The 22,377-nt window shown below is 65.1% G+C and carries 22 protein-coding genes; 10 read left to right on the top strand and 12 right to left on the bottom strand.

Going from position 1 to position 22,377, the window contains the following annotated elements:
* Window positions 1–17: 17 nt before the first annotated feature.
* From nuoL to nuoN, 3 genes are read left to right on the top strand one after another with little or no spacing between them, the layout of a single operon-like run.
* A complete protein-coding gene (nuoL, locus tag H7K34_RS13615) occupies window positions 18–1,904 on the top strand; it encodes an NADH-quinone oxidoreductase subunit L (protein ID WP_264063532.1) in 1,887 nt (628 codons plus the stop codon).
* On the top strand, window positions 1,901–3,475 hold the full coding sequence (locus tag H7K34_RS13610; protein WP_264062536.1) for an NADH-quinone oxidoreductase subunit M: 1,575 nt from the start codon (window positions 1,901–1,903) through the stop codon (window positions 3,473–3,475). Before nuoL ends, H7K34_RS13610 begins: the two co-directional genes overlap by 4 nt.
* Window positions 3,472–5,067 carry an NADH-quinone oxidoreductase subunit NuoN gene (nuoN, locus tag H7K34_RS13605; RefSeq protein ID WP_264062534.1) on the top strand — a complete coding sequence of 532 codons (1,596 nt, stop codon included), beginning with the start codon at window positions 3,472–3,474 and terminating at the stop codon, window positions 5,065–5,067. The genes H7K34_RS13610 and nuoN overlap by 4 nt, the downstream gene beginning before the upstream one ends.
* On the opposite strand, the gene H7K34_RS13600 is transcribed toward nuoN, so the two are convergent.
* The 8 genes from H7K34_RS13600 to H7K34_RS13565 form a co-directional block, all read right to left on the bottom strand.
* Complete coding sequence (locus H7K34_RS13600; RefSeq protein WP_264062533.1) at window positions 4,994–6,586, bottom strand: GMC family oxidoreductase; 1,593 nt, start codon at window positions 6,584–6,586, stop codon at window positions 4,994–4,996. The two genes, nuoN and H7K34_RS13600, sit on opposite strands and share 74 nt — an antisense overlap.
* Window positions 6,587–6,780: 194 nt before the next feature.
* Window positions 6,781–7,230 carry a hypothetical protein gene (locus H7K34_RS13595; protein WP_264062531.1) on the bottom strand — a complete coding sequence of 150 codons (450 nt, stop codon included), beginning with the start codon at window positions 7,228–7,230 and terminating at the stop codon, window positions 6,781–6,783.
* A gap of 2 nt (window positions 7,231–7,232) precedes the next feature.
* Window positions 7,233–8,498 carry a DUF58 domain-containing protein gene (locus H7K34_RS13590; protein WP_264062530.1) on the bottom strand — a complete coding sequence of 422 codons (1,266 nt, stop codon included), beginning with the start codon at window positions 8,496–8,498 and terminating at the stop codon, window positions 7,233–7,235.
* Between the two features lie 6 nt (window positions 8,499–8,504).
* Window positions 8,505–9,467 (bottom strand): AAA family ATPase, encoded by a 963-nt coding sequence (locus tag H7K34_RS13585; protein WP_264063531.1) that lies wholly within the window; start codon window positions 9,465–9,467, stop codon window positions 8,505–8,507.
* Between the two features lie 14 nt (window positions 9,468–9,481).
* Window positions 9,482–9,964: a hypothetical protein gene (locus H7K34_RS13580; protein WP_264062529.1), complete on the bottom strand. Its 483-nt coding sequence runs from the start codon at window positions 9,962–9,964 to the stop codon at window positions 9,482–9,484.
* Window positions 9,961–10,896, bottom strand: a complete 936-nt coding sequence (locus H7K34_RS13575; RefSeq protein WP_264062528.1) for a DUF4129 domain-containing protein — start codon at window positions 10,894–10,896, stop codon at window positions 9,961–9,963. The genes H7K34_RS13580 and H7K34_RS13575 overlap by 4 nt, the downstream gene beginning before the upstream one ends.
* A 109-nt stretch (window positions 10,897–11,005) precedes the next feature.
* On the bottom strand, window positions 11,006–11,875 hold the full coding sequence (locus H7K34_RS13570) for an SDR family NAD(P)-dependent oxidoreductase (protein ID WP_264062526.1): 870 nt from the start codon (window positions 11,873–11,875) through the stop codon (window positions 11,006–11,008).
* Window positions 11,872–12,474 carry a TetR/AcrR family transcriptional regulator gene (locus tag H7K34_RS13565; RefSeq protein WP_264062525.1) on the bottom strand — a complete coding sequence of 201 codons (603 nt, stop codon included), beginning with the start codon at window positions 12,472–12,474 and terminating at the stop codon, window positions 11,872–11,874. The genes H7K34_RS13570 and H7K34_RS13565 overlap by 4 nt, the downstream gene beginning before the upstream one ends.
* A 57-nt stretch (window positions 12,475–12,531) precedes the next feature.
* Between H7K34_RS13565 and H7K34_RS13560 the strand changes: the two genes are divergently transcribed.
* From H7K34_RS13560 to H7K34_RS13550, 3 genes are all read left to right on the top strand, one after another.
* Complete coding sequence (locus H7K34_RS13560; RefSeq protein ID WP_264062524.1) at window positions 12,532–13,668, top strand: phosphotransferase family protein; 1,137 nt, start codon at window positions 12,532–12,534, stop codon at window positions 13,666–13,668.
* Complete coding sequence (locus tag H7K34_RS13555; protein ID WP_264062523.1) at window positions 13,668–14,783, top strand: hypothetical protein; 1,116 nt, start codon at window positions 13,668–13,670, stop codon at window positions 14,781–14,783. Before H7K34_RS13560 ends, H7K34_RS13555 begins: the two co-directional genes overlap by 1 nt.
* Window positions 14,784–14,902: 119 nt before the next feature.
* A complete protein-coding gene (locus H7K34_RS13550; protein ID WP_264062521.1) occupies window positions 14,903–16,249 on the top strand; it encodes a flavin monoamine oxidase family protein in 1,347 nt (448 codons plus the stop codon).
* Here the strand turns inward: H7K34_RS13550 and H7K34_RS13545 are convergent.
* Window positions 16,244–17,203, bottom strand: coding sequence for an alpha/beta fold hydrolase (locus H7K34_RS13545; protein ID WP_264062520.1), 960 nt, complete (start codon window positions 17,201–17,203; stop codon window positions 16,244–16,246). The genes H7K34_RS13550 and H7K34_RS13545 overlap by 6 nt on opposite strands.
* Window positions 17,204–17,393: 190 nt before the next feature.
* Here H7K34_RS13545 and H7K34_RS13540 point away from each other — a divergent pair, with 190 nt between their 5' ends.
* Window positions 17,394–18,770 (top strand): flavin monoamine oxidase family protein, encoded by a 1,377-nt coding sequence (locus tag H7K34_RS13540; RefSeq protein ID WP_308205446.1) that lies wholly within the window; start codon window positions 17,394–17,396, stop codon window positions 18,768–18,770.
* An 18-nt stretch (window positions 18,771–18,788) separates the two neighbouring features.
* Here the strand turns inward: H7K34_RS13540 and H7K34_RS13535 are convergent, their stop codons facing one another.
* Both H7K34_RS13535 and H7K34_RS13530 read right to left on the bottom strand, forming a co-directional pair.
* Window positions 18,789–19,166 (bottom strand): nuclear transport factor 2 family protein, encoded by a 378-nt coding sequence (locus H7K34_RS13535; RefSeq protein WP_264062518.1) that lies wholly within the window; start codon window positions 19,164–19,166, stop codon window positions 18,789–18,791.
* A 13-nt stretch (window positions 19,167–19,179) separates the two neighbouring features.
* Window positions 19,180–20,070 (bottom strand): helix-turn-helix transcriptional regulator, encoded by an 891-nt coding sequence (locus tag H7K34_RS13530; protein WP_264062517.1) that lies wholly within the window; start codon window positions 20,068–20,070, stop codon window positions 19,180–19,182.
* A gap of 115 nt (window positions 20,071–20,185) precedes the next feature.
* On the opposite strand from H7K34_RS13530, the gene H7K34_RS13525 reads away from it, so the two are divergent.
* The 3 genes from H7K34_RS13525 to H7K34_RS13515 are packed head-to-tail and all read left to right on the top strand — an operon-like array spanning window position 20,186 to window position 21,729.
* On the top strand, window positions 20,186–20,638 hold the full coding sequence (locus tag H7K34_RS13525; RefSeq protein WP_264062516.1) for a hypothetical protein: 453 nt from the start codon (window positions 20,186–20,188) through the stop codon (window positions 20,636–20,638).
* On the top strand, window positions 20,622–21,326 hold the full coding sequence (locus H7K34_RS13520; RefSeq protein ID WP_264062515.1) for a TetR/AcrR family transcriptional regulator: 705 nt from the start codon (window positions 20,622–20,624) through the stop codon (window positions 21,324–21,326). Before H7K34_RS13525 ends, H7K34_RS13520 begins: the two co-directional genes overlap by 17 nt.
* Before the next feature lie 25 nt (window positions 21,327–21,351).
* Window positions 21,352–21,729 (top strand): hypothetical protein, encoded by a 378-nt coding sequence (locus H7K34_RS13515; protein ID WP_264062514.1) that lies wholly within the window; start codon window positions 21,352–21,354, stop codon window positions 21,727–21,729.
* 39 nt (window positions 21,730–21,768) lie between these two features.
* Here H7K34_RS13515 and H7K34_RS13510 read toward each other — a convergent pair whose 3' ends face one another.
* On the bottom strand, window positions 21,769–22,203 hold the full coding sequence (locus tag H7K34_RS13510; protein ID WP_264062513.1) for an SRPBCC family protein: 435 nt from the start codon (window positions 22,201–22,203) through the stop codon (window positions 21,769–21,771).
* Window positions 22,204–22,377: the final 174 nt, after the last annotated feature.

The following is a 22,377-nucleotide window of genomic DNA, read 5'->3' as shown; positions in this document are numbered from 1 at the left end:
GCGCCGCTGTGACAGACATCGCACACTTGACCTGGCTGCTCGTGGCACTACCGCTGGCGGGTGCCGCAATCTTGCTGTTCGGCGGCAGACGCACCGACGGCTGGGGACATTGGCTGGGTGTGTTCGCCGCACTGGGGGCATTCGGAGTGGGCGCCGGTCTGCTGTCGGAATTACTGAGCCGCGACAGTGAGCACCGCGCTATCCATCAGACGGTGTTCACCTGGATCCCCGTCGAACAATTCCAGGTCGATTTCGGTCTGCAGATCGATCAGTTGTCAATCTGCTTCGTGCTGCTGATCTCCGGCGTGGGTTCGTTGATCCACATCTACTCGGTCGCCTACATGGCCGAAGATCCGGACCGCCGAAGATTTTTCGGATACCTAAACCTGTTTTTGGCCTCGATGCTGCTGTTAGTCGTCGCCGACAACTACCTGGTGCTCTACGTCGGCTGGGAAGGCGTTGGCCTGGCGTCCTATCTGCTGATCGGCTTCTGGTATCACAAGCCGTCGGCGGCCACGGCGGCCAAAAAGGCGTTCGTGATGAACCGGGTCGGCGACGCCGGCCTGGCGCTGGGCATGTTCTTGATGTTCAGCACTTTCGGAACCCTCTCGTATGCCGGTGTTTTCGCCGGCGCGCCGGCCGCCAGCCGCGGCGTGCTGACGGCGATGGGGTTGCTGCTGCTACTGGGTGCCTGCGCCAAGTCCGCGCAGGTTCCGCTACAGGCCTGGCTGGGTGACGCGATGGAGGGCCCGACTCCGGTGTCCGCGCTGATCCACGCCGCCACGATGGTGACCGCCGGTGTGTATCTGATCGTGCGGTCCAACCCGCTGTACAACCTCGCTCCCGGCACCCAACTCGGCGTGGTCCTCGTCGGCGCCGTGACCCTGCTGTTCGGGGCGTTCATCGGCTGCGCGAAGGACGACATCAAGCGCGCGCTGGCGGCATCGACGATGAGCCAGATCGGCTACATGGTGCTGGCCGCGGGACTCGGTCCCGCCGGTTACGCGTTCGCGATCATGCATCTGCTCACCCACGGCTTCTTCAAGGCCGGGTTGTTCCTCGGGTCGGGCTCGATCATTCACGCGATGGACGAGGAGCAAGACATGCGCCGCTACGGCGGCCTGCGCGCCGCCTTGCCCGTCACGTTCGTCACGTTCGGGTTGGGATACCTGGCGATCATCGGTGTGCCTCCGTTCGCGGGCTTCTACTCCAAGGACGCCATCATCGAGGCGGCACTGGGCGCCGGCGGCATCCGCGGCTACACGCTGGGCGGAGCCGCGCTGCTGGGTGCGGGCATCACCGCGTTCTACATGACACGGGTGATGCTGATGACCTTCTTCGGCGAAAAGCGTTGGGCCCCTGGCAGCCACCCGCACGAGGCGCCGGCCCTGATGTCCGGGCCGATGATCCTGCTCGCCTTCGGGTCGGTGTTCTCCGGCGGCCTGTTCGCCATCGGCGGCACCCTGCCGCACTGGCTGGAACCGGTCGTGGGTGCGCATGAAGAGAGCACGCACGCCCTACCGGCCTGGATCAGCACCACGCTGGCGCTGGCGGTGGTCGCGGTGGGAATCCTGGTGGCTTATCAGAAGTACGGCAGGTCTGAGGTCCCCAGAGTCGCTCCCGTTCAGGTATCGGCGCTCACCACGGCCGCACGTAGAGACCTGTACGGCGATGCCTTCAACGAGGAGGTATTCATGCGCCCTGGCGCGCAGTTGACCGACGCGCTGGTCGAATTCGACGACGCGGGCGTGGACGGGTCGGTCAATGCCCTGGCCGCACTGGTCGGCCGGACCTCGAATCGCTTGCGGGGTATGCAGACCGGCTTCGCCCGCTCCTACGCGCTGTCGATGTTGGCGGGCGCCACCCTGCTGGTCGCGGCGATCCTGGCGGTGCAACTGTGGTGAGCTCGAACATTCCATGGCTGTCGGTGCTGTGGCTGGTGCCGCTGGCGGGTTCCATCATCATCATCCTGATGCCGCCCGGGCTGCGGCAGCTGGCCAAGTGGACCGGCGTGGTCGTCAGCATCCTGACGCTGGCAGTCGCGCTCGTCGTCGCGCTCGGCTTCAAGACCGGTGGCGCCCCTTACCAATTCCTGGAAAAGCATTCCTGGATTCCCACGTTCGGCGCCGGCTACAACCTCGGCGTGGACGGCATCGCGGTGGTGCTGGTGCTGCTGACCGCCATCCTGATTCCACTGCTGCTGGTGGCGGGCTGGAACGACGGCGGCGAGGGCACCCGAGGCGTGCACGCCTACGTCGCCTTGACCCTAGCCATCGAGTCGATGGTGCTGATCTCGGTGACCGCACTGGATGTGCTGCTGTTCTACGTGTTCTTCGAAGCGATGCTGATCCCGATGTACTTCCTGATCGGCGGCTTCGGTAAGGGCGCCGGCCGTTCACGCGCCGCGGTGAAGTTCTTGCTGTACAACCTGTTCGGCGGCCTGATCATGCTGGCGGCGGTGATCGGGCTGTATGTGGTGACCGCGCAACATGGTTCGGGCACCTTCGACTTCCGGGAGATCGTGACCGGTGTCTCCTCGGGCCGCTTCGCGGGCGTGGACCCCGCGGTGTTCAAGGCGTTGTTCCTGGGCTTCATGTTCGCATTCGCCGTTAAAGCCCCGCTGTGGCCGTTCCACCGTTGGCTGCCCGACGCCGCGGTCGAGGCCACGCCAGCGACGGCAGTGTTGATCACAGCGGTGATGGACAAGGTCGGCACCTTCGGGATGTTGCGCTACTGCCTGCAGCTGTTCCCCGATGCGTCAACGTATTTCCGCCCGCTGATCGTGACGCTGGCCATCATCGGGGTGATCTACGGCGCGGTCGTCGCGATCGGGCAAAAAGACATGATGCGCCTGATCGCCTACACCTCGATCTCGCACTTCGGGTTCATCATCGCCGGTATTTTCGTGATGACGAGCCAGGGGCAGAGCGGTTCGACGCTGTACATGCTCAACCACGGCCTGTCCACGGCGGCAGTATTCCTGATCGCGGGATTCCTGGTCACCCGGCGGGGCAGCCGGCTGATCGCGGACTACGGCGGAGTGCAGAAGGTGGCGCCGATCCTGGCCGGCACCTTCCTGGTCTCCGCCATGGCCACCCTCTCGCTACCCGGCCTGGCCCCGTTCATCAGCGAATTCCTGGTTCTACTGGGCACTTTCAACCGGTACTGGCTGGCCGGCGCATTCGGGGTGACCGCGCTGGTCCTGGCGGCGATCTACATGCTGTGGCTCTACCAGCGCGTGATGACCGGACCGGTGGCCGAAGGAAACGAGAGAATCAGCGATTTACGGCTGCGCGAGCTGATCGTCGTCGCACCGTTGATGGCTCTGCTCTTTATGCTGGGCGTCTATCCCAAGCCGGTGCTCGACATCATCAACCCCGCGGTGGACCACACGATGATCACCATCGGCCAGCATGATCCCCCGCCGACCGTCCAAGTGGGCGTACCCAGGACAGCCGAAGGACCGCACCAATGACCCTTCCCACCCCCAGCATCGAGTACTTCTTGCTGAGCCCGATGTTCATCGTCTTCGGCATCGCGGTGCTCGGCGTACTGGCTGAAGCGTTCCTGCCCAGAAACTTTCGCTACATCTCCCAGGTAACGCTGGCTCTCGGTGGTTTGGTCGCGGCGTTCGTCGCCGACATCGCGGTCAGCCGCTCGCTTCCCGCGTCCGGTCGCAGCGCGGTCCTGGGCGCGGTGGCCATCGACCGGCCCACGCTGTACCTGCAGGGCACCGTGGTGCTGGTGGCCGTGATGGCCGTCATCTTCATCGCCGAACGCAGCAACATGGCCCAGACCGCCAACAGGGTGGCAGTCGCTGCGGGGGTGTCCGCCCGTGCTTGGGGGCTGGATGCCTTTACCCCGCAGGCTTCCGCGGTCCCCGGCAGTGACGCCGAACGTGAGGCCGAACGTGCCGGAGCCGCCCAGACCGAGCTCTTCCCGCTGCTGATGCTGTCCGTCGGCGGCATGATGGTGTTCCCGGCGGCCAACGACCTGTTGACGATGTTCGTTGCGCTAGAAGTGCTGTCGCTGCCGCTGTACCTGATGTGCGGGCTGGCGCGTCACCGGCGGCTGCTGTCGCAGGAAGCGGCAATGAAATACTTCCTGCTGGGCGCCTTCTCGTCGGCGTTCTTTCTCTACGGCGTGGCGTTGGTCTACGGCGCGACTGGCACGCTGCTGCTGACCGGCATCCGGGATTCGCTTGCGGCCCATGGTGATAGCTCGATGGCGTTGGTCGGCGTCGCACTGTTGTCGGTCGGCCTGTTGTTCAAAGTTGGTGCGGTGCCCTTCCACTCGTGGATTCCAGACGTGTACCAGGGTGCGCCGACCCCGATCACCGGGTTCATGGCGGCGGCGACCAAGGTCGCGGCATTCGGCGCGTTGCTACGCGTGGTCTACGTCGCGTTGCCGCCGCTGCACGAGGAGTGGCGCCCGGTGCTGTGGGCGATTTCGATCCTGACCTTGGCCGTCGGTACCGTCACCGCGGTGACCCAGGCCGACGTCAAGCGCATGCTGGCCTATTCGTCGGTTGCCCACGTCGGTTTCATCCTCACCGGTGTGATTGCCGACAACCAGGCCGGCCTTGCGGCGACATTGTTCTACCTGGTCGCCTACAGCTTCAGCACGGTCGGCGCGTTCGCCATCGTCGGTCTGATTCGCAACTCCGACGGCGTCGAGGACGCCAAGCTGTCGCATTGGGCCGGGCTCGGACAGCGCTCTCCCATTGTGGGCGTAATGCTTTCGATGTTTTTGCTGGCCTTCGCCGGTATCCCATTGACTAGTGGATTCATCAGCAAGCTCACCGTGTTCAAGGCCGCCGCACAAGGCGGCGCCGTGCCGTTGGTCATCATCGGTGTGATCGCCAGCGGCGTCGCCGCCTACTTCTATGTCCGGGTGATCGTGTTGATGTTCTTCACCGAGCCAACCGACGACACCCCACAGGTCGTCGCACCCGGAATCCTCAGCAAGATCGCGATCGCGATCTGCGCCGCGATCACCGTGATTCTGGGCATCTTCCCGCAACCGATGCTCGATCTCGCCGATCACGCCGCGCGGTTATTGCAGTAATGCGCTGACTCGTGGGCATTCCCGCGATCAGATCGGATGCTTTCTCGCCAATCATGATCGCGGGCGCGTTGGTGTTGCCGGCCGTGACCGACGGCATCACCGACGCATCGACGACTCTCAATCCCTCGACGCCGCGCACCCTGAGATCTGGTGCGACGACGGCATCATCGTCGACGCCCATTCGGCACGTTCCGACCTGATGGTGGTAGGTGCCGACCGCCCGTCGCACGTATTCGCGGAGATGATCACGGGTGCGCACCCGTGGCCCCGGCGCCACCTCGGCATACCGCCAGTCGTCGAAAGCCGAACTGGCACCTATCTCGCGGCAGATCTCCACGGCGTCGACCAGCGCCTCGAGGTCGTAGGGTTCGGCCAGGACATTGGGATCACACCAGGGCGCAGTCGCCGGATCAGCTGAAGCCAGCCGAAGTGTGCCCCGCGACCGGGGGCGGATGATGCCGGGAGCAATCGTGTACCCGTTGCGCGGCACCGGGTAGCCCTCGGCCGGATACACCACGTGCATGAACACCGGCTGCAGGTCAGGGCCCGGACCCCGCCAATATGCGCTGGAGGTGAATAGTTGGCACTCGAGCAGGTTGTGGTGCGCCGGCTCCATCGGCCGGGATGCTTCGTAGACATTGCTCACCAGGAGATGGTCGTGCAGATTCTCCCCTACCCCGGGCAGATCGACCACGACCTTGACACCCACTTCGGCGAGATGTTCGGCTGGCCCAATACCACTGAGCAGCAGTAGTTTTGGCGACCCTAGGGTGCCCGCGCTGAGTATCACTTCACGCTCGGCGCAGGCTCGACGGATCTGTCCGCCGACGGCGTATTGCACCCCAACGGCGCGCCCGCTACGGATTATGACGTGCTGCACCAGTGCGCCGGTGGTCACGGTCAGCCGCGAGTCGCCCAGCACCGGAGCCATGAAGCTCTGCCATGCGCTGGCCCGGCGGCCATTGCGGGTCGTCACCTGGCTGTACCCGACCCCAGCCTGGTGCGGACCGTTGAAATCGTCGATGAACCGGTGGCCAAGGTCATTCGCGGCTTCGACGAACGCAACCGATGTCGGGTTCGGTCGAGTGATCCGCTCGACCGGCAACAGTCCGCCCGCACCATGCCACCGGCTCGCGCCGTCGACGTGATCCTCCGAACGCAAGAATAGACCGAAGATACTACCGAAATCCCATCCTGCACAGCCGAGTTGGGCCCACCCATCGTAATCACTGCAATGGCCCCGCAGGTAGATCTGTCCGTTGAGCGAGCTGCTGCCACCCAACACTTTTCCCCGCGGCCAGTACAGGCGCCGATTGTTGGCGTGCCGTTGCGGGGCGGTCATGAATACCCAGTCCTGACCGCTGTGCAGTAACGCCGGCCAGCCGGAGCTGGTGTGGATATCGGGATTGGTGTCGGAAGGACCGGCTTCCAGCACATGCACCGAGTAACCGCGGTCCAACAATCGGCGGGCGACAACACTGCCCGATGCACCTGCGCCCACCACGATGAAGTCGGTCATGTGTGATTCCTGGCTCACTGTGGTTCCCCCCTGTGCCACGGCGTCGTCAACACCGCGTGCCACCACATACTCCTCACACCCGAACCGAGCGGCCAGGACTAAAATCCTTCCAGGTACTTCGACAGACCTACGAAAACAACAAACTGCAGGGAAAACTGAAGATGACTCGCCGCGTTGTCAGGCCAACGGCGCGGTCAACCCAGGAACGGGCGAGTAGCCAACACGTAGATGGCCAGCACTGCCAGCGGCGCCGCCAACGGCACCCACGGCAGGTGCAGCGGGAACGACATCGCAACCACGCCGACGAATGTAAATCCCACTGCGGCAATAATTGTCGGCCAGCTTGCCATCACGGCCGCGTCCGGCATTCCGGCTGCGTGGCGACAGATCAGGTAGGCGGCCGCGCAAAGCCCCGACAGTGCGACGTAGAGATATGGCGGTTCGGACATCACGATCGTGGTCACCGATAGCAGCACGGCAACCGTGGCGGCCGGACGAAACACCATCCCGGCGCCCACCGTGACCACCGCGGCGATCCCGGCGGCTAATGCCGGCCCGTGGGTTCCCGCCGCGGCCAAGCCAACCATCAGGAAGCCGAATGCCGTTGCCAGAGCATGGACCCCGAATCGCGCGACCGATGGCATCGCTACCCCCGAAGCCGTCCGCGCACCCGGTGACGACGATCCGGCATCACGCCCATCGACTGCTCCAAAGTGTGACCTGTCTGCCAAGAGACGATGTCGACACCGATGGTTGCCATGTCGCGGTACATGGAGGAGCGTTGCAACGCCCACAGCCGGTCCACCAGCGGATCCTGTTCGTCATCAAATGGAGAACTGTCGAGCGTGTCGACGGCTATCACGACATGACCGCGTTTACGCAAATCGATCAGCGCCAGTGCGAATTCCGTGTCCAGCAGTGTGGAGAACGCGATGACGATCGCCCCGGCCGGGACCGCCGCGCGCGGAGCCAGTGTGCCGGTGGTGTTTTCGAATCGTCCGCCCGCGCCGAGCACGGTATCGAGCACGCGATAGAACTGCCGCTGACCGATGTCGGCGCCAAGCCACCGCGGGCGATTACCTCCGAGCGCGACGATTCCCGCGCGATCGCTGTAGCGCAACGCGGTCTGCACTACCTGAGCGGCGCCGCGCACAACTCGTTCGGTGGCGTCGGTTGCCGGACCCGCGGGCTGCCGATATCCGTCGATCAGCACCACAACATCAGCGGCGCGATCGGTCAGTCGCTCCGTCACATGCAGCCGGCCGCGACGCGCGCTAACCGGCCAATTGACTGCCCGCAGTTGGTCACCCGGAACGTAGGGGCGAATATCGGCGTACTCGACACCCGGGCCGATATGGCGAGTCAGGTGGGCGCCGAGGCGGTCGAGCAGCTCGGTTCGCGGGATGGGTGTCGACTGCGGCGGCGTCAACGGAAACACGATGACATCGGCGGCGTCGACGGTGGCCGTGCCCGTCAACAGACCGCCGCGCGCGACCGCGTCCACCCGCGCTCCGACCGCGTACCGTCCCCAGCGCTGCGCTACTGCCGCAACCGTTTTCGCGTACGGGGACTCCGAAGCGAGGACTTCGAGTTCCATGCCGTCGACGGTGGGAACTGTGAGCTCGACAGCCCACGGGACCGGCGCCCCGAATTCCTGGGCCGCCAATAGCGTCACCCTTGCTCGCTCGCCCTCGAAGCATCGCTGCGACTCCGGCTCCCCATGCACGTGGATCTTCGGCACCGGGTGCTGCCAGCTGATCGAGCACAGCACACCGAGCAGGGGCGCCGCGAACGCGATGAGCTGCCAATGCGCGCCGATCACGGCGGCGGCGAGCGCAGCGCCCGCACAGGTCGCGATCGCCCGTGTCAATGGCGATGCACGCCAGCGGAACTCGACCTCGCTACTGTTCACCGCGAGCTACCCGGGCTCCGCGCTGGTGCGAGGTACCGGCAAGCGCCGCAACAGTTCTCCGACGACGTCGGCGCCCTGGATCTTGCGCACCCACATCTCCGGGCGCAGGGTGATCCGGTGCGCGACCGTCGGGACGGCGAGCGCCTTGACGTCTTCGGGGATCACATAGTCGCGACCAAGCAAAAGCGCGCGCGCACGGGCGAGCTGAACCAGGTCGAGTTCGGCACGCGGGCTGGCGCCGACCGCGACCTGCGGATGGCGCCGGGTAGCGGTGGCCAGTGACACCACGTAATTCAAGACGTCCTCATGCACCGTCACCTGCTCGACCGATTCGCGCATCGCCAGCAGATCGTGGATATCCACCACCTGATTGACCGTCGGCTCGGCCGAGCCGCGGTCGAGACGCCTGCGCAGCATCGAGGTTTCGTCTCGCTCGGAGAGGTATCGCAGTTCTAGCCGCATCGCGAATCGATCCAGCTGCGCCTCCGGTAACGGGTAGGTGCCCTCGTACTCGATCGGGTTGTCAGTGGCCAGGACGATGAATGGGGTTGGCAGCTTGTGGGTTTCGCCGTCGATGCTGACCTGTCCTTCGGCCATCGCCTCGAGCAGCGCCGCCTGGGTCTTGGGCGGAGTGCGGTTGATCTCGTCGGCGAGCAGCAGGTTGGTGAAGATGGGTCCGGCGCGAAACTCGAAGCGGCCCGACTGCATGTCGTAGATCGTCGAGCCGAGCAGGTCGGCCGGCAGTAGGTCCGGGGTGAACTGCACTCGGGTGAATCGCAGACCGAGCGCGGCGGCGAAGGATCGCGCGATCAGTGTCTTGCCCAGTCCGGGGAGATCTTCGATGAGTACATGGCCGCGCGCGAGCACCGCGGTGAGGATCAGCGTCAACGCGGAGCGCTTCCCCACCACCACGCGTTCGATTTCGTCGAGCACCGCCTCGCAGTGCGCGGTGGTGGTCGCGGCCGGCATCGTGGCACCTTCTGTCATACCTGCTCCAGCCTCCTCAAGATCTCTTCGAACGCGGCCCGGCCGGGACCGGGCTGGCGGTCGCCGGTGCGGCTGATGTCGTTGGGATTGACCCACTCCCACAGTTCGGTGCCGAACAGCATGCGGCCGGTCGACTGAAAGGCCTTCGGATCCTTGGCAAGGCGTTGACCGGTAGCGATTTCGTACCGGCGGGCCAGCATCGGACGCAGATGCCGGTCCCAGTCCGCACGGGTGGACTCGGCCCAGCGAATCGTCGTTTCGGTGGTGGCCAGCCAGCGACGCAGCGAATCCCCAATTTCGTCGGCGTCCAGATCGCGGCCGGGTTCGGTCCCGTGCCCCAGCAGCCGGCGAACGTCGAGCAATACCAGGGCCAGCGCGACACCGGAGGCCACCAATACGAATGGGCGATCGTGCACGATCAGCACCAAGAGTTCCGCTCCGATGATGAAGCAAACACCCAGAGCTATCAGCCTTTTCATACCGGGCTCCGAAGCTCGGCGAGAACCAGCCGCAGTACGTCGACCGCGATGTCCCGGTGCCCCTCATTCATCACGTGCGGACTGAATCGTGCTTCCTCGAACAGGTTCACCAATTGAATGGCGTTATCGATATGCAGCGCATGGCGTTCGACGGCGCGAGCCAGCACCTCGGTCGGTGTATCGAACTCCTGCGGAGCAGCTCCAGGGACATTCGCGAGCTCGCGTTCCATCGCGGCATAGCACGCGATGATGGCCTCTCGCGGTTCACGCGTGCGGTCCGACATCTCGGCCAGCCCGACTTCGGCCGCGCGCACCAGGGATTCCGACTGACGCACCGGCGGCCGATAGTCGACGTCGTCATCGGTAAGGGCGTGCAGGGTGGTGGCGGCCAATCTGCGCCGGGACAGGATCAGCGTCCCGGCGACGAGGATCAGCATCATCGGAACCGTGGTGGCCAACAGAATTCCCAGCATGTTGCCGTTGTCATTGTGCGGGGGCCGGTGCTGCGGCGAGGGTGCAGCGGTGTGCGGCTGCGTGCCGGCTCCTGGTGCATGGTCGGCGGGAGGAGCACCGTAGTGCAGTGATAATCGGGCCAGCAGCATCGCAATCAACAGCCACGCGACAATCACCGCGAGCCCGATCAACAACACCCGCCAGCTCGGTCGCCCTCTACCGGTGCCGAGCATTTCGGAGAGATCCGCCGTTTTCGGCGCCACCGCACGGGGATCCCGCAACCGCGCGATCACCGCGACTGCCAACATCGCAAGCGACGCACTGAGCAGGACGACGACGAACACCAGCGCCGCGCGGCCACCACCCGATTCGGCACGCGCCGCATGATCGCGAGCCGGAAGATATCCACGCAGGGCAGCGGCAACGACGATCAACAGCACGATGAGCGCAACGACGCGCCCCGTCGGCTTATCGGGCATTTGGCACCACTCGCCGTTTTTCCTATGCCGTTGCGGCACAGGCTTGATTCATCCTTGCACGTCAGGCGGTCGTGTGGCCAGGGATCGACGGCATCGGGCGGCCCGACCGCTAGCCGACGGCAAAGGGCCGGAAGCTGCCGTCGAGAACCTCGTGGTGACCGATGGTGCGCCCGGTGACAGTGGCGGGATCCACCAACGCCAATTGCGCCGCTGCCCGGGCGAATTCATCCTCCGGCGCGGTGTCATTGAACGCCGTTGCGTAGTACGACAGGCCGGGCGTCATGATCGGCTTCGACGGCGCCAGCGCGTTGACGGCGATGTTGTGATCGGCCAGGTCGAACGCCGCACATTGGGTGAGATGCTCAAGCGCCGCCTTGGATCCGCTGTAGCCAGGCAGCACAGCGCCGTTTCGCTCCGGATACGGTCCGTCGCCGGGCAGCCGCGACGCCACCGAGGTGATGTTGATGATCGAGCCGCCGCCGGCATCGATCATGTCCGGGGACACCATCTGCATCAACTCGTAGGCCGCGAACACCGCGATGTCGAAGTGGCGGCGGAATGCCGACAACGGCGTGCTGACGAACCCCGGCCAGCCGGGTTTGGCGGCACCGGCGGGCTTGACGAGCTTCGCGCGCGGCTGTCCACCGGGCGCCGGCGGACGGCCCGGCGCGGTGAACGCCGCATTGTTGATCAGAACGGTGATGGGACCCAACGCATCTCGGGCCTCACCCACCAACCGGGCGACGTCGTCTCGGTCGGTCAGATCGGCGCGCACCGCTACCGCGCGCCCACCCGCCGCCTCGATGGCGCCGACCGTCTCGCCGATGGTTCCCGGCAGCCGGTCATCCCACACCTGCTCGGTGCGTCCGGCCACCGCCACGGCCGCGCCCTCGGCCGCGAACGCCAGCGCGATGGCGCGACCCAAACCGCGGCTACCGCCGGTGACTATCGCGGCACGCCCGGCAAGTCGCTGGGTCATCGCGTCACCCCGTGTACGACGATGGCGGTGGTCTGCTCCACCCACAGCTCGTCCAGCTTTTCGTCCGGGCGCAGCAGCATCCGAAGCATCGTCGCTCCGCCGATCAGCTCGATCAATCGGTCCGGATCCGCATCGGGATGCGCCTCACCTCGGTCGACGGCCTCACGTAGCCGCACCCGCACCGCGGCGAACAAGTCGTTGAAGCGCGACATCACCCGTGCATTGAGTTCGGAATCGGCCGTCATGTCGGCTACCAGCCCCGGCAACGCCGCCCGCACCACCGGGGTGGTGAACACATCCCGCGCCGCCTCGATCATCATCCGCAGGTCGGCGGCAAAATCACCGGCCGGCGTCTCCAGCGCGCTGGGCGCCGTTGGAAACGCCGTTTCGTGCACCAGTTCCGCCTTACTCGACCACCGGCGATACAGCGCCGATTTCGTGGTGCCGGCCCGCTCAGCGACGGCGGCCAGGGTGAGGTTCGAATAGCCGATTTCCACGAGCAGTTCCGCGGTCGCCGCCAGGATGGCAGAGTCAATACGCGGATCCCGGGGGCGCCCCGCACCTGGGGCCTTGTCAAGGTCGGACGGGTCTGCTTTCATAACGCTACCTACCGTATCGTAATTGCCGCGAAAGGTCTCAACGAATGGAGGCACCCCGTGGCCAATGAACCTGTGCTCGACAACGTCGACCGGCTTCAGCGCTCCAGCCGAGACGTCACGACGCTGCCGGCGGTGATGTCGAAATGGCTGTCCACCGTCCTACCCAACGGCGCGACACCCGACGTCACCGTCGAAAGCGGCGTCGACTCGACCGGCATGTCGTCGGAAACGATCATCCTGACCGCCCGCTGGACCGACGGTGGGCAGTCGATCGAGCAGAAGCTGGTTACGCGGGTCGCGCCCAGCGCCGAGGACGTGCAAGTCTTCCCCACCTATCGCCTTGACCACCAATTCGAGGTGATCCGCAAGGTCGGCGAAATCACCGAGGTGCCGGTCCCGCCGGTGCGCTGGCTCGAGTCCACCGGCGACGTCCTGGGCACACCCTTCTTCGTGATGGACTACGTCGCCGGCGTGGTACCGCCCGACGTCATGCCCTACACCTTCGGCAACAACTGGTTCGCCGATGCTCCCGTCGAGCAACAGCGCGAACTTCAGGATGCCACAGTTGGGGTCCTGGCGAAGCTGCATTCAATTCCCAACGCCCAGAACACATTCGGATTCCTATCCGAAGGGCAGCAGGGCGATACCGCGTTGCGTCGGCACTACAACTGGGTGCGGGACTGGTACGACTTCGCAGTACCGGACATCGGCCGATCATCGCTGCTGGAACGCACATTCGCCTGGCTGGACGACAACTGGCCAACGGAAGTGGACGCTCGCGAGCCCGTGTTGCTGTGGGGCGACGCACGAGTGGGCAATGTCTTGTACCGCGACTTCGCGCCGGTGGCCGTGCTGGACTGGGAGATGGTGACGCTGGGTCCGCGCGAGCTCGATGTCGCGTGGATGATCTACGCGCACATGGTGTTCCAGGAGCTCACCGGGCTTGCGGGGCTGCCGGGATTGCCCGATGTGATGCGCGAGGAGGACGTGCGCGCCACCTACCAGCGACTTACCGGCTTCGACGTGGGCGACCTGCGCTGGTTCTACCTGTACTCCGGCGTGATGTGGGCGTGTGTGTTCATGCGCACGGGTGCGCGGCGGGTGCACTTCGGCGAAACCGAAAAGCCCGACGACGTCGAGTCGCTGTTCTATCACGCCGGATTGATGAAACGTCTTATCGGAGAGGACCAGTAATGCTCGGACCGCTCGACGAGTACCCGGTACACCAGATCCCCCAGCCGATCGCGTGGCCCGGCTCCTCGGACCGCAACTTCTATGATCGGTCCTACTACAACGCCCACGACCGCACCGGAAACATCTTCTTGATCAGCGGCATTGGCTACTACCCCAACCTCGGCGTCAAGGATGCGTTCGTGCTCATCAGGCGCGGGGACACGCAAACCGCGGTGCACCTTTCGGACGCCATCGATCAAGACCGGCTCAACCAGCACGTCAACGGTTACCGCGTCGAGGTCATCGATCCGCTACACCAGCTGCGGATCGTCCTGGACGAAACCGAGGGCATTGCAGCCGATCTCACCTGGAGGGGTCTATTCGACGTAGTCCAGGAACAGCCACACGTCCTGCGCTCCGGCAATCGGGTCACGCTAGACGCGCAGCGTTTCGCCCAGCTCGGCAGCTGGAGTGGGCACATCGTTGTCGACGGCGAGGAAATCACAGTCGACCCCAACACCTGGCTGGGCAGCCGCGACCGGTCGTGGGGCATCCGGCCGATCGGTGAGGCGGAGCCCGCGGGCCGGCCAGCCGACCCGCCGTTCGAGGGCATGTGGTGGCTATACGTACCAATGGCTTTCGACGACTTCGCCATCGTGCTGATCATCCAGGAAGAACCCAACGGGTTCCGCTCGCTCAACGACTGTACCCGGATCTGGCGCGACGGCCGTGTCGAGCAGCTGGGCTGGCCCCGGGTCAAGATCCACTACCGCTCCGGCACCCGCATTCCGACCGGCGCCACGATCGACGCAACCACTCCGGACGGCGGTCCCATCCACTTCGACGTCGAGTCCAAATTACCGGTGCCCATTCACGTAGGTGGCGGCTACGGTGGCGATTCGGACTGGATACACGGCATGTGGAAGGGCGAGAAGTTCGCCGAACGCCTGACCTACGACATGACCGACCCGGCGATCATCGGACGCTCCGGCTTCGGGGTGATCGACCATGTCGGTCGCGCGGTCTGCACCGAGGGCGCTAAGGCTCCGGTCGAGGGTTGGGGCCTCTACGAGCATGGCGCGCTGGGCCGCCACGACCCGTCCGGTTTCGCCGACTGGCTAACGGTTGCGCCGTAGCCTTTTCGCGCCGAAAGTCGACCTTGTCGGCACGTTCGGGGGTGAATCCCCGCAGCAAGCCGACGGTCGCCCGGGAGCTGGGTACCGCTGGCACAGCACAATGGGGTTCACTAGAGGATGTGACGATGCCGTCGTGGACTGTCGATGTTGTTGTGATCGGCGCCGGCTTTGCCGGCCTCACGGCGGCGCGAGAGCTGACTCAAGAGGGCCACGACGTGGTGGTCTTCGAAGGCCGCGACCGGGTCGGCGGGCGATCGTTCACCGGTAGCGTCGCAGGATTGCCGGTGGACATGGGCGGCGCGTTTGTCGGTCCGACTCAGGACGCCGTGCTGAAGCTGGCGGCCGAGCTGCAGATCCCGACCATGCCTACGCACCACGACGGCAAGAACGTTATCCACTGGCGTGGCTGGACGCGGTCCTACCGGGGCACCATCCCCAAACTTTCGTTGACCGGGTTGCTCGACATCGGTAGGCTGCGTTGGCAATTCGAAAGAATTGCCAACGGCATTCCGGTGGACGCGCCGTGGCATGCGCACCGCGCCCGTGAGCTTGACGACGTGTCTTTCGGGCAGTGGTTGCGCTCGGTGCGTGCCACCGCCTCGTCTCGCGACCTGATGGCCATCATGGCCCGGGTGACCTGGGGATGCGAACTCGACGACGTGTCGATGCTGCATGCGGTGCGCTACGTACGCGCCGCGGGTGGCCTGGATCGGCTGCTCGACGTCGAGGACGGTGCCCAGCAGGACCATTTCCAGGGGGGCACGCAGCAGATCGCGCAGGCAGCGGCGGACGAACTGGGCGAGCGTGTCGTGCTGAACGCCCCGGTCCGCCGCATCGAGCGGCACGGTTCGGGCGTCACGGTCACAACCGAGCGCGGCCAGGCCGACGCCGGGTTCGTCATCGTCGCAATCCCGCCGGCTCATCGTGCGTCCATCGAGTTCACTCCCCCGCTGCCCGTCGAGTACCAGCAACTGGCCGGGCAATGGCCGCAGGGCCGGCTCAGCAAGGCCTTCGCCGCGTATTCGACCCCGTTCTGGCGGGCCAACGGATTCTCCGGACAAGCGCTCTCCGACCGGGGGCCGGTGTTCATCACCTTCGATGTCAGTCCACAGGCCGACGGGCCGGGCATCCTGATGGGATTTGTCGACGCCCGGGCGTTCGATTCGCTGCCCACCGACCAGCGCCGCCGTGACGCGTTGCGTTGCTTTGCGTCGCTGTTCGGCGACGAGGCACTGAAACCCCTCGATTATGTGGACCATCGTTGGGGTACTGAGGATTTCGCTCCGGGCGGTCCGACCGCGGCGGTGCCGCCGGGCTCGTGGACGCGATTCGGGTCGTGGCTGCGGGAACCGGTCGGGCCGATTCACTGGGCGGGCACCGAGACCGCAGACGAGTGGACCGGGTTCTTCGACGGCGCCGTGCGGTCCGGCCGGCGAGCGGCCGCCGCGGTCAGCGCCCTGCTATGAGCTGATCTGCGCGACCGGCAGGGCAACGGACTCGGCGAGCAACCGCAGCTGGCCGGTGACCTCACGGTGGTGTTCCAGCATCGAGCAGTGGCCGCCGGGCAGCTCGACGAGGCCGACGACGTTGGGCGCGGTCCGTGCGATCTCGCGGGAGGCTCCGATCGGCGTCAGCCGGTCCTGTTCGCTGCCGATGACCAGGGTCGGCACCGTCAACCCGGACAGGTCGAGGTACCGCGAGCCCAGCGATTCGACCAGCGTCCTCGCGCAACCACCGCGCCCGGCGGGCGATGTCTGTGCGAACAACTCGTGGATCAGTCGGGCAGCGCTTGGGTCGGCATCCTTGCCGACTGCCAGCATCGCGACAAATGAGCGACTGGCCAGCAGCGCCGCACTGGGGATCGGGAATCCACCGAACACGTTGATCAGGCTGCGCGCGGCCATCACGCGTGCCGGCGACAATTGGCCCGGTACCGAGAAGAGCTTCACCTGGCGCACCAGGTCACCGGTGGTCGTGTTGATCAGCGCAACGGCATCGACGCGCCGATGGACTTTGTGGCGGTAGCGCGCCGACCAGGCGGCGATCGTGATGCCGCCCATCGAGTGGCCAGCCAGTACCGCACGCTCGTGCGGTGCCACCGTCGCCTCCAACACGCAATCCAAGTCGGAGGCAAGGTGTTTGAGGCTGTACCCGCAGCGGCGCGGGACACCGCTGCGGCCGTGGCCGCGGTGGTCGAACGCGATCACCCGGTAATCGGCCGACAGGTCGGCGATCTGGTACGCCCACGCTCTGATCGCGCAGGTGATGCCGTGGCTCAACACGATCGGATAGCCGTCGGGCGGCCCGAAGACCTCCGCGTCCAACGGAGTGCCGTCGACCGCGCGGACGGTCAGGGTGCGACTCGGCGGCAGTACGTCGGGAAGCGGGTCGGCCACACGGATTGATCGTCGAGCACTCATCGCCAGCTCCCCCCTCGAACACGGCCCCGTTGCCGCACCCCCGGATTCAACAATCTTATATCGGCACGGGCGTCCAACTATGCAATTTCTTCGAACCCGCGCGCCGAATTACAGCACACAATGTCTCGGCAACGAGCAAACTGCGGTACGGCGCCGTTTTCCATGTGAGAGGCTAACTGTCATGTTCCCGATGTCCCGTCGGGCGGTGCTCACAGCAACGATGAGCACGGTCACTGGTGGGCTGGCGGCCGCCTGCACACCGCGTGAACATTCCGAGTCCTTGCCGCCCCCGCCGCCGGAGATCAAACCGGACACCCAGTCGGTCCTGATCGTCGGCGCGGGCATGGCGGGCTTGGCTGCAGCGCGCAGTCTCGTCGACGCGGGATGGCCGGTGCGGCTGATCGAAGCCCGCGATCGCGTCGGCGGCCGCGTCTACACCAACCGCGACTGGGGTGTGCCGATCGAGATGGGTGCGTCCTGGATCCACGGCACTGCCGACGGTCCGATGATGAAGCTGGCGCGCAAGGCACAGGTTCAGGTCATCCCGACCGACTATTACGGGTGGGCAAAGCTCGCGGTGGATCGCCAGTTACCACCGGTGGACTACGACCCTGACCCTTGGCGCCGGTTCGTCGAGCAGGCTTGTGACCGTGTCACCGGCGGGAGTCTCGGGGCCGCCGTCGACGCCGCAGCAAAACGCGAAGAGCTTTCCGCCTCAGATCGCGCCCAGCTGGCGTTCTTCGTCGCCACCGAGATCGAGGACGAATTCGCGGCTGGTGCAGATCAGCTCTCCGCCACAACATTTGACGACGGTGACTACGCCGATGGCGACCAAGCCGTCATCACCAACGGCTACGACGCCCTGCCGAAGCTGCTCGCCGACGGACTTCAGATCGTCCTGAAGACACCGGTCACCGCAGTCACTCGGCGCGACAACTCCGTCATCGTGCACGCCGGGAACCAATCGTTCGAAGGGCCCGCCGCGATCGTCACGGTTCCTCTCGGCGTCCTCAAAGCGGGGTCGATAGCCTTCGACCCGCCGCTTCCCGAGGGATACACCCGCGCGGTGAATGCGCTCGGCTTCGGCGCGCTGTCCAAAACCTTTTTCCGCTTCAACCGGCGTACGTGGAAGACCGACAACGCCTTTTATCTCTTCATGGGGACCGACCCGGGCGCGTGGGCGCAGTGGTTCGCCTTGTCGGGCGCCGCCGGTCCGATCGTGGTGGCGTTCAACGCCGGCGCCCGCGGCCGGTTGGTGGAGTCATCTTCTCCGGCTGACGTGACGGCCCGGGCGCTGCCGATCGCTCGTCAGCTTTTTGGCGACGAAATCTCGCCGGTGCAAGTCCTGACGTCGAGCTGGACCACCGACCCATATGCGCGGGGCAGCTATTCATTCCACGCTCCCGGTTCCGGGCCGGACGACCGGCGCCGCCTGCAGGAACCCATTGGCGACAGGCTTTACCTGGCGGGCGAGGCGATCGGTGTCAACAATCCGTCCACCGTCATTGGTGCGGTGCTCAGCGGCCGGTACGCCGCCGAGCAGTTGGCGCACCGCCTGAAGGATTAGCACGAAATACCATATAGTTCAATACTTTTCGAGTGCAGCCACGTTGCGCCAACTTGGCCACGTTGTCTCCCAGACCCGGTGGATCCGCCCGTCGCGGAACGCGGCGATGAGCACGACCTCGATGCGGGTCGGCGTCTCACCCGGACGTGACGTGGTGATCCACACCCGGCCGGCGACTTTGTCCGCGGCTTCCACCCACGCCTGCTCGTCGTACTCGATCGTGTAGCTGATTGGCGTGGTGTAGATCTCGCGGTGACTGTCGCGGAATTCGTCGAAGTTCTGCGTCAATCCGTCGGACGACATGACGAAGTCGGGATGGTAGTAGTGCTCGATGAGCCCGGCATTTTTCGCGACGACCATCCGGTCGAACATCTCACGAAGCAGCGCAACCGACATCCGGCGATCGTAGCTACCTGGACGCGTTGTCGTTGCGGATGTCCGAATTGAACTCGTGGTCGGTCGCGGTCCAACTGGCGAGCAGCGTCAACGCCTCGTCAGACCGTGAATGCGGTTGCGCGGTATGGCCGATCAACGACAATCCGCCCACGCCGGTGATATCGAAGACGTTGTAGGTCAATGACAGTTCTCCGACGTCGGAATGCCGGAATCGCTTGACGCCGTGGCGATGTGCTTTGACATTGTGGGCCGCCCAACTAGTGCGGAACTTGGCGCTGCGGGTCTTGAGCTCGGCGATAAGGCTGGTGACCTGGGGCGAGTCTGGCGAACGTGCCGCTTCGGCTCTCAGCAGCGCAACGACGTCGTCGGCTTCACGGGCCCAATCGGGAAAGAACTGATCGGCGACAGCATCGAAAAACATGAAACGTGCCAGGTTCGGCGTCGCCTTCGCACCGGAAAAGACGGGTGCGTACAGCGCGTGCCCGAGCGCGTTGGCGGCCACGAGATCGAGGGAGCCGTTGATCACGATTGCCGGCGCGGTGACCATGCTGTCCAGCAATGCCTGAACACCGTCGGGCATGGTCTGGCCGGCCGGGCGTGCCGGTCGGGTTCGATCGCCCTTGCCGGTGGCGGCACGAACAAGATCGAACAGATGAGCTTCCTCCGCCTCCCCGAGTTGCAGTGCCCGGGCAACGGCATACAGGACGTCGTCGGAGACGCCGGCCACGTTCCCCCGCTCGACCTGCGTGTAGTACTCGATGCTCACCCCGGCCAGTTGGGCGACTTCCGCACGCCGCAATCCGGGCACCCGCCGCCGCCGACCCGGCGGCAGGCCCACCTGCTCAGGGCGGATTCTGGCCCGTCGGGACATCAAGAAGTCCTTGATGTCCTTGGCAATGTCCATCTCCCCCGAATACCCCGCCAGCGGGCAAACACCCGTATCTGGCTGACCGACCGATGGTCTTGTATACCGACCACTGGTCGGTTATCGTTTCGGGCATCCGTCAGTGGAGGTAGCAATGAGCGAGCCAGATCCATCGCAGATCCGTACCCGGATGTTCGCGCGCGCCTTCGGGCCGTTCTTTTTGATCGTGCCGTCCATCGTCGCCGTGCGGGCGACATCGCAGATGCCGGTGCTGCTGCGGGAGTTCAGCAGTGATCCGATGTGGCAGTGGGAGCTTGGGGCGCTGCTGCTGCTGTGGGGCAGCGTCATCATCGCCTTTCACCAGTATTGGCGAAGTGTCGCAGCAGTTTTGGTGTCGCTGCTCGGATGGTTTCTCGCCATCCGCGGCATACTCATCCTGGCGATACCTGATGTCTACGACGCGGCCGGCAAGAGCATGGAAGAAAATGCGATTCCGCTGGTGCGTGCCATCTTCGCCGGAATCGCGCTGGTCGGCTTGTACCTGACCTACGTGGGATGGGTCGCGAAACCGGTCGAGCAGGATCGGGCGAATGCCGCGGGTAGTTAAGCATCCCGACGTCCGCCGTGCCGAGATTCTGGATCGCGCCGTCGCGCTGTTCGTTGCACGCGGTTACGACAATGTCAGCCTCAACGACCTGATCGCGGATGCCGGTGTCTCCAAAGGCGCCTTCTATCATTGGTTTCCGTCGAAGGACGCGCTCATCACGACGCTGGCCGAACGCAGCGCCCGCAGCCAACTCGCGGCGATCGAACGGGCTGCTGCCGGCTGTGACGGCAATGCCTTGGATCGGCTGAATACGCTGTTGCAGGCCGGTTTTGACGTCAAGATGCAGATGGGGACGCCCGCGCAATTAGCGGCGATGGTCTCGCTGTTGCGACCCGGAAACGCGCACCTGTACGAGCGCATCATCGCGGTGAGCGAAGGACTGACCCGGCCGCTGCTCACCCGCCTGATCGCCGATGGAGTAGCCGAGGGCGTCTTCCACACGTTCGACCCCGAAGGTGTCGCCGACATGATTCAAGGCCTGGCCGCGCGCATCAACGCCAACGTGGTCCAGATCATCGACGCCACCGACGAGCCCGGCAGGGAGAAAGCCATCGAAATCTTAGCGAACAGGTTCAAGCTGCACGGATTGGCCGTCGACCGGGTTCTCGGGCTGCCGGACGGAAGCGTCACCGCGCTCAGCCGCGCCCAGGTCGAAATCATGGTCGCGGCTTTACCGCGTGATTACTGAGCCGGGGATTGGGCATAACTGATGCATGACGGCATCGCAGGATCCGCATGTTTCCCAGCCTCCCCGGCACACGCAGCGCTCGACGGGCGACGCCATCGCCACGGTCATCATGTTCGTGCTCGCCACCATCGCCGGAGTTGTGTCGATTTCGTTTTCCTTCTTTTTCGTGATGGCGACCGATTCGTGCTCAAACAACAACTGCGACACCTCGGCACTCGATTGGGCCTACGCGGTGACGTGGGGTGGTGTCGGAGTCGCGGCGCTAATCGCTGTCGGCGGCATCATCATCGCGGCAGCGCGCAAACGGGTCATGTGGGTGTGGCCAACCATCGCGCTGGTGCTGATCATCGTCGCAGTCGCGATTGGCGCACAACTGGCCGACTCCGTCGTCCCGCATCATTGACAGCCACGCTAAAGCGTTGGGCTACCGCAGAAGTCGGCGCTACTTCTCGAGCGCCTTCGCGCATGCGTTCAGGATTGCGAGGAAACTTGATCGCAACAGTCGGCGGGTGAGCGCTTCCAGCACCTTGCCTCCCGCTGCGGCCGGGTGGGTGTAGTTGGTCAGCCAGTCGACGTGCGTCCCATCGCCCGCGGCAGTGAATGTCAGAGTGCCGCCGTCGTGATTGAACGGCGGGATCGACCGGACGATCAAGTAGCTATAGCTGTGTGGCCGGTCGTAGACCGTGAGTTCTTCGCGGAACCAGCTGCCGACCGCGATAACCTCGCGCAACGCACCGGGGCCCGGGCCGGATGTGCCCTTGGCCCATTTGCCCTTGAGGGCCAACGGCGAGGCCGCCAGATTGACCGGGTCGGCCAGCCAGTCGAAGACCTGTTCCACAGGTGCTGCGATCGTCCGTTCCAAGTGAATCTCGACCATCAGAACTCCCGCCTGGCAGTAACGGCATTGACGCCACGCACATGCTAGCCGCCGGAGGTGACTGCCGTCGCGGTGAGATCGCTGGCAACGATGGATATCTTTGCGGCGATCCGGAAGCCCGCAATCGATGCTCCCCAGGTCCCGTAAAGAGATTTTACTGGTACCCGCTTCAGT

Source organism: Mycobacterium montefiorense, assembly GCF_025823255.1.
In the GTDB taxonomy this organism is placed as follows: domain Bacteria; phylum Actinomycetota; class Actinomycetes; order Mycobacteriales; family Mycobacteriaceae; genus Mycobacterium; species Mycobacterium montefiorense.
This window is presented reverse-complemented; position numbering and strand designations above follow the sequence as displayed.

What these genes read in the sequence shown, in the direction of transcription:
- nuoN (WP_264062534.1), top strand. Translation starts at nt 3,472, where the DNA reads ATGACCCTTCCCACCCCCAGCATCGAGTACTTCTTGCTGAGCCCGATG.
- H7K34_RS13600 (WP_264062533.1), bottom strand. Translation starts at nt 6,586, where the DNA reads ATGACCGACTTCATCGTGGTGGGCGCAGGTGCATCGGGCAGTGTTGTC.
- H7K34_RS13595 (WP_264062531.1), bottom strand. Translation starts at nt 7,230, where the DNA reads ATGCCATCGGTCGCGCGATTCGGGGTCCATGCTCTGGCAACGGCATTC.
- H7K34_RS13585 (WP_264063531.1), bottom strand. Translation starts at nt 9,467, where the DNA reads ATGCCGGCCGCGACCACCACCGCGCACTGCGAGGCGGTGCTCGACGAA.
- H7K34_RS13580 (WP_264062529.1), bottom strand. Translation starts at nt 9,964, where the DNA reads ATGAAAAGGCTGATAGCTCTGGGTGTTTGCTTCATCATCGGAGCGGAA.
- H7K34_RS13575 (WP_264062528.1), bottom strand. Translation starts at nt 10,896, where the DNA reads ATGCCCGATAAGCCGACGGGGCGCGTCGTTGCGCTCATCGTGCTGTTG.
- H7K34_RS13570 (WP_264062526.1), bottom strand. Translation starts at nt 11,875, where the DNA reads ATGACCCAGCGACTTGCCGGGCGTGCCGCGATAGTCACCGGCGGTAGC.
- H7K34_RS13565 (WP_264062525.1), bottom strand. Translation starts at nt 12,474, where the DNA reads ATGAAAGCAGACCCGTCCGACCTTGACAAGGCCCCAGGTGCGGGGCGC.
- H7K34_RS13555 (WP_264062523.1), top strand. Translation starts at nt 13,668, where the DNA reads ATGCTCGGACCGCTCGACGAGTACCCGGTACACCAGATCCCCCAGCCG.
- H7K34_RS13545 (WP_264062520.1), bottom strand. Translation starts at nt 17,203, where the DNA reads ATGAGTGCTCGACGATCAATCCGTGTGGCCGACCCGCTTCCCGACGTA.
- H7K34_RS13540 (WP_308205446.1), top strand. Translation starts at nt 17,394, where the DNA reads ATGTCCCGTCGGGCGGTGCTCACAGCAACGATGAGCACGGTCACTGGT.
- H7K34_RS13535 (WP_264062518.1), bottom strand. Translation starts at nt 19,166, where the DNA reads ATGTCGGTTGCGCTGCTTCGTGAGATGTTCGACCGGATGGTCGTCGCG.
- H7K34_RS13530 (WP_264062517.1), bottom strand. Translation starts at nt 20,070, where the DNA reads ATGGACATTGCCAAGGACATCAAGGACTTCTTGATGTCCCGACGGGCC.
- H7K34_RS13525 (WP_264062516.1), top strand. Translation starts at nt 20,186, where the DNA reads ATGAGCGAGCCAGATCCATCGCAGATCCGTACCCGGATGTTCGCGCGC.
- H7K34_RS13520 (WP_264062515.1), top strand. Translation starts at nt 20,622, where the DNA reads ATGCCGCGGGTAGTTAAGCATCCCGACGTCCGCCGTGCCGAGATTCTG.
- H7K34_RS13515 (WP_264062514.1), top strand. Translation starts at nt 21,352, where the DNA reads ATGACGGCATCGCAGGATCCGCATGTTTCCCAGCCTCCCCGGCACACG.
- H7K34_RS13510 (WP_264062513.1), bottom strand. Translation starts at nt 22,203, where the DNA reads ATGGTCGAGATTCACTTGGAACGGACGATCGCAGCACCTGTGGAACAG.